The organism is Kingella pumchi, from assembly GCF_022288825.1.
In the GTDB taxonomy this organism is placed as follows: Bacteria; Pseudomonadota; Gammaproteobacteria; order Burkholderiales; family Neisseriaceae; genus Kingella_D; species Kingella_D pumchi.
In genome coordinates, this window is sequence record NZ_JAKOOW010000030.1 from 513 (window position 1) to 6,118 (window position 5,606).

The following is a 5,606-nucleotide window of genomic DNA, read 5'->3' on the forward strand; positions in this document are numbered from 1 at the left end:
GGGGGGGATTTTACAAAGGTCTCATGCTGTTAGCCTAGAGCCCGCCCTGCGCTATACGGCGCTGCTGAACGACAAAATCGACTTGGTTGAAGCCTTTTCTACCGATGCAGAATTGAAGCAATATCAGCTGCGCCTGCTGAAAGACGATATTGCCCTATTCCCCGCCTATCAGGGCGCGCCATTGATGAAAGCCGAATTTGCCGAAAAAAATCCGCAAATCGTGGCCGCGCTGAACCGACTGGCGGGCAAAATCAGCGAAGCGGAAATGAGCGAGATGAACTACCGCGTGAAAGTGCAAGGTGAAAGCGCGGAAAATGTGGCGCGGGATTATTTGGAGAAAAACGGATTGTTAGGAAAGTAAAATGGCAGTAAGCTACCTGAAATCCAAAAAGCAGCCTGCACACCAAAACCCTTCATCAACCACCCTTAAAGGATATACCATGAAACAATACCTCCTCCCCATCATTGCCGCCCTGCTGTTGGGTGCATGCACGGTAGACACCTACACGCCAACCCTGTCCCGCCAAGAAAACATACTGGGTTTTTACGGTGAGAAGGCGGGCACAGGCAACAGCACCAAACCGCAGATGTATATCATCACCGACAAAAACGAATACCGCATCACCCTGCCGCCTATTTTCCAAGCGGCGCAGCAGGCGGGCATTTTCAATGATGCTGTCCGCTACCGGCTCATTATGCGGAACATCTCCGGCAAACGTGTCCAACTGGATGCCTATTACCCGTACAGCGAGAGCCGTGAGAAAAACCTGGAAGCATTCGAGACGCAACTGAGAACCCGAAGGATTACTACCGAGCTTGGTCAAAAGTTTTATGTGTCTAAAACGGACGATGGCAAATCCATCCGCGCATGGATCGATGCGGACACCGACTGGCAGCAGGTGAAGCTGGAAAACCGCGAAGCGCTGCTGGCGCAATACCGGCGTGCCGAACCCATCAGATTGTGGATTTATGAAAATGGCCGCACGCAGCGTTCGGTCAAACCGCTGGATGGCAGCTCAATCGGCATGTTGCTGTTAAGCCCGATATTGGTTCCCGCCTTCCTCTTCACCGGTGGACTCAAGCCGTCGCGATAAGCGCCTAACCCGGCCGCAACCGGGTGCAGGCTGCTTTTTGAGCTGATGGGAATATCATTGCTTAAAGGGCATCGGCAACGCTGTACCAGCTTGAATTTAATTACAAAAAACAGCCTTCACCTGAAACAAAGAACCTTTTTCAGGTTGTCCGAACCATAACACAAAGAAAACCCACCATGAGCCTCACCATCACCGGAACGCGCCATACCGCTACCACAACGAAACCCTAGAAGAAGCCTTTGCCAGCCGCAAAACCGCGTACCCTGACACGTCCGATTGGCAGATTGGAGCGTGGGTTTCCACCTACACCGCCATTGCCAAAGGCGAACTCGCCACCGTTTCAGACGACCTGCAGAAATTGTTGGAACGTACACCGAGACCTTTGCAAAATTCCCCAAAATCCCCTAAATGTCTTGGTGGTAATTTAGGGGATTTTGGGGGGGATTTTGCAAAGGTCTCAGCCTGAAAACCGCCAATCCGGTTTTCAGGCTGCTTTTTTGCAGCGCTAACGGCGGTGCGGTCTAGTCGCTGCTGCCAAACACTTCGGCGGCAGCGAGAATATTGCGCGCCCAGTTGCGGTGGGTGGCGGGTTCCTGCATGGCGCCGTTGGCGGCGAAGACGGCCTGTTTGCTTTCCAGAATCTGCCGCGCCAGCGCGATATCGGCGGCGGGCACGCGGTAGTGCGCTTCGATTAGTGCGGTTTGGGCGGGGTGGATGGCGGTTTTGCCGGTTAGGCCGTGCCGCAGGTCTTCGCGCACTTCCTGCGCCAGAAGTTCGGGCTTGTCGAGCCACTCGAATACCGGTGCCGACAGATGAAATCCGTGCGGGCGGAACAGCCCGACCAGGCGGGCGATCAGGCTGCCGATGGGGGTTTGGTACAGGGTGGCGTCGGCCGGGCGGCGCAGGTGCAGGCAGTTCAAAAGGTCGTTGCCGCCGATGCGCAGGCAGAGAATGCGGCTGCGCCATTCGTCCTGCAGCAGCATTTGGCGCAGGTGCAGCATTTGGTGTTCTTCAAAAACTTCGGCGGTTTCCAGTGTCGGCATCAGCAGGTGGCGGCCGGCCAGAGCGGCGGCGTAGCTGGGTAGGGTGTCGGCGGTGGTTTTGGGCAGCACGAAACCGAGCAGGTTTTCCACGCCGTCAACCGCCAGCACCTGCGTCAGCACGGCGGGATTGCGCACGCGTACGAAATGGTTGCGCGTATCGCCGGCGGCAATCTGCGGCAGGGCGTGGCGCAGCGCGGCCAGCGCGGCGGGCAGCTCGTGTTCGGCCACGGCGTCTTCGGTGCAGTAAATCAGGCTGCGGACATCGGCAAGACGGCGGCCGGCGGTGATTTCGCCCAGCTGCGGATGGGTGGCGGGAACGTACAGGCAGGCGCCGAGTCGGTGGGGATGGTGCATGGTACTCCTTTGCGGCGGGGCGGATGTCGTGGCGGGTGGCAGGCAGCCTGAAAGGCGGGACAGGGCGGTTTTGCTTTTCAGGCTGCTTTGGGGGCGATAGGGCAGCCTGAAAATGCGGGCTTAACGGGTGCGTGCCGCAGCGTTGAAACAGGCAAGCAGGCGACCGCTGTTTGGTCTGATAACCGGCAGCCTGAAAACCGCCAATTCGGGCGGCGATATGTTTTCAGGCTGCTTTTAAAGTGGCAGGCAGCCTGAAACTCACAGCTGGCGGATTAGGGAAACGGCGCGGTAGGGCAAATCGGGCTGTTCTTCAACGGGTACGTTTTTTTCCGCCGCCAGCTGCAGCAGGTGGGTGGTGTCGGCGCAGGCGGCATCGCGCACAATCAGCAGGCCGGGGCGGCGGCGCAGCAGCACGCGGGTGGCTTCGCCGATGCCGGGTTTGATCAGGTTTTCGTCGGCAATGCCGTAGCGTGCTTTGGCTTCGGTCAGATAGCGGCGGCTGGTTTGCGCCGCAGCGGCGGTATCGGCGGGGCGGGCGGCGGGCAGGCCGTTTTCCTGCATCGGGTCGCTGTGGGCGGTGAGTTCGCGGATAAAGGACTGCGACAAATCGAAGGGCTCGAACTCGCGGTAATAAACGCAGCCGTGGAAGTCCTTTTCGCCGATGGCTTCGTTGAGCACCGAGCGGCTGACCAGCCCGCTGACGCAGGCGTTGAGTAGCGCCGACGGAATCAGGTAGTCGTCGCAGGCGGCAGCGGTGCCGGCGGTGCCGGCCAAATCGGAGAGTACGTACAGGCTGCTGTCGATGGCGGTGCCGTGGCGGCGGTTAAACTCAGCGACAAAACGGTGCAGCTCGCGGCTGATCACGCCTTTGCCCGTCCAGCCGTCGATAAACACCAGGCTGCGGCTGTCGTGCCCCTGCGCGAGAATATGGCGCAGGGCGTTGGCGTCGATGCCGCGGTCGCGGATGATGGACAGCGAATAATGCGGCACGGCGCGGCGGTAGTGGCGGCTGAGTATGTGCTGCAGCATCACGCCGACAGGGGTGCCGGCGCGGGCGAGCGACACCAGCACCGGCACATCGCGGCGCGCGGCAACCAGCGCGGCCAGCTGCAGGCAGTCGGCGGCCATACGCCGGCCGTTGCGCGCCAAGGCAGCCTGAAACAGCGCGAGATACTGCGGCGAAGGCGGCGCTTCGGGGCTGAGCATTTCGCTGTAATGGCGGCGGCCGCTTTGGATCAGTGCTTCTTTGTGCACGGTGTCGGCCACGGTTTCTACACTGATCGGCTTGAGCAGAAACTGCACCTGTTGCGGCAGGTAGCTGCCGTGGAAAGGGGGCGTTTTGTCGGTCATCGTCGGGTGGATTCTGTTAGAATGCGGCCAGCCGCAAACGGGCGGCAGTATAACCAAACACCGCGCTTTTTCAATGCCGCGGGCGCCGTTTTTTCAGGCAGCCTGAAAAAGACGAAACCGGCGCGGCGGCGCCCTTTTCCCCATTCGTTTTCCGCCGCGCCGCAGGCAGCCTGAAAGCCGCCGCCGCGCGCTCTTGTTGCAGAAAGATTCCCCGCCATGAACCCCTTCTCTTCACTCGGCCTGGGCAGCGAAATCGTTGCCGCGCTCAGCGACCAGGGCTATGAAACCCCCACCCCGATTCAGGCTGCTGCCATTCCCAAAGCGCTGGCCGGCCACGACCTTCTGGCCGCCGCGCAAACCGGCACCGGCAAAACCGCCGCCTTTATGCTGCCGAGCTTAGAGCGGCTTAAACGCTACGCCAACGCCAGCACTTCGCCGGCCATGCACCCCGTGCGCATGCTGGTGCTCACGCCCACCCGCGAGCTGGCCGACCAGATCGACGTCAATACCCAGAGCTATATCAAAAACCTGCCGCTGCGCCACACCGTGCTCTTTGGCGGCATCGGCATGGACAAACAAACCGCCGACCTGCGCGCCGGCTGCGAAATCGTCGTCGCTACCGTCGGCCGCCTGCTCGATCACGTCAAACAGAAAAACATCAGTCTCAACAAAGTGGAAATCCTGGTGCTCGACGAAGCCGACCGCATGCTCGACATGGGCTTTATCGACGACATCCGCACCATCATGCAGATGCTGCCGCGCGAGCGCCAAACCCTGCTGTTTTCCGCCACCTTCGCCCCCGCCATCCGCAAGCTGGCGCAGGATTTTATGCACGCGCCGGAAACCGTCGAAGTGGCCGCGCAGAACACCACCAGCGCCAATGTCGAACAGCACGTTTTGGCCGTCGATACCGTGCGCAAACGCGACCTGCTCGAGCGGCTGATTGTCGATTTGAATATGCCGCAGGTGATTGTGTTCTGCAAAACCAAGCAGAGCGTCGATCAGGTCAGCCGCGATCTGGTGCGCCGCGGCCTGTCCGCCCAAGCCCTGCACGGCGACAAATCGCAGCAGACCCGCCTGGAAACCCTTGCCCAGTTCAAAGAAGGCAGCCTGCGCGTGCTGGTGGCCACCGACGTCGCCGCCCGCGGGCTCGACATTGCCGAGCTGCCCTTTGTGATCAACTACGAGCTGCCCGCCCAGCCCGAAGACTACGTCCACCGCATCGGCCGCACCGGCCGCGCCGGCGCCGACGGCGTCGCCATCTCGATGATGGACGAAAACGAGCAGAAAATGTACGAAGCCATCAAAGAGCTGACCGGCAACGAGCTGCCCGTGTCGCGCATCGAAGGCTTCGAGCCGCGCTGGGAACAGGCGCAGCAGGCCGCCGACAGGCAGCCTGAAAACCGCGACAGCCGCGAGCGCCCCGCCACCCGCCCCGGCGATCGCCGCCGCGACGCCGTTCCCGCCAACGCCGGCGCCCAAAACTCCGACCCCGCCGCTTCCTGCGGCCGCATCGCCGGACGCGAACAGCGCCGCCGCCGCGGCCGCGAGCGCCCGGTCTGCGCCCTGCTGCAGCCGAACTACGGCGCGAAATAAGGCTTGGACGGCTTTCAGGTTGCCTGTTCCCCAGATGGGGAAGGCAGCCTGAAATTTTTGCTAACCTCGAATCTCAAAAAAGCCGAATTTCATCTGAACGCCGTCATTCCCGCGCAGGCGCACTACTGTCCGGAATAAAATCCCGCCACCCAAACAAAAAGGTTGCAGT

Annotated in this window: 5 protein-coding genes; 3 read left to right on the forward strand and 2 right to left on the reverse strand. The window is 60.9% G+C overall.

Annotated elements, in window-relative coordinates; genetic code table 11:
- Window positions 1-361 (forward strand): glycine betaine ABC transporter substrate-binding protein (locus tag MB824_RS08460; protein WP_305067914.1); only part of this gene is annotated, 361 nt, incomplete at its 5' end.
- 79 nt (window positions 362-440) lie between these two features.
- The gene (locus MB824_RS08465) at window positions 441-1,094 is read left to right on the forward strand and encodes a hypothetical protein (RefSeq protein WP_238748026.1); all 654 of its coding nucleotides are present in this window, start codon (window positions 441-443) and stop codon (window positions 1,092-1,094) included.
- A gap of 521 nt (window positions 1,095-1,615) precedes the next feature.
- Here MB824_RS08465 and MB824_RS08470 read toward each other — a convergent pair.
- Window positions 1,616-2,491, reverse strand: a complete 876-nt coding sequence (locus tag MB824_RS08470) for an HpcH/HpaI aldolase/citrate lyase family protein (RefSeq protein ID WP_238748028.1) — start codon at window positions 2,489-2,491, stop codon at window positions 1,616-1,618.
- Window positions 2,492-2,749: 258 nt separating this feature from the next.
- Window positions 2,750-3,841, reverse strand: coding sequence for a cysteine protease StiP family protein (locus MB824_RS08475; RefSeq protein WP_238748029.1), 1,092 nt, complete (start codon window positions 3,839-3,841; stop codon window positions 2,750-2,752).
- A gap of 216 nt (window positions 3,842-4,057) precedes the next feature.
- On the opposite strand from MB824_RS08475, the gene MB824_RS08480 reads away from it, so the two are divergent.
- The gene (locus MB824_RS08480; RefSeq protein WP_238748030.1) at window positions 4,058-5,437 is read left to right on the forward strand and encodes a DEAD/DEAH box helicase; all 1,380 of its coding nucleotides are present in this window, start codon (window positions 4,058-4,060) and stop codon (window positions 5,435-5,437) included.
- Window positions 5,438-5,606: the final 169 nt, after the last annotated feature.

Excerpts from the sequence above, each read along its gene's own strand:
- MB824_RS08465 (WP_238748026.1), top strand. The coding sequence starts at position 441 with ATGAAACAATACCTCCTCCCCATCATTGCCGCCCTGCTGTTGGGTGCA.
- MB824_RS08475 (WP_238748029.1), bottom strand. The coding sequence starts at position 3,841 with ATGACCGACAAAACGCCCCCTTTCCACGGCAGCTACCTGCCGCAACAG.
- MB824_RS08480 (WP_238748030.1), top strand. The coding sequence starts at position 4,058 with ATGAACCCCTTCTCTTCACTCGGCCTGGGCAGCGAAATCGTTGCCGCG.
- MB824_RS08470 (WP_238748028.1), bottom strand. The coding sequence starts at position 2,491 with ATGCACCATCCCCACCGACTCGGCGCCTGCCTGTACGTTCCCGCCACC.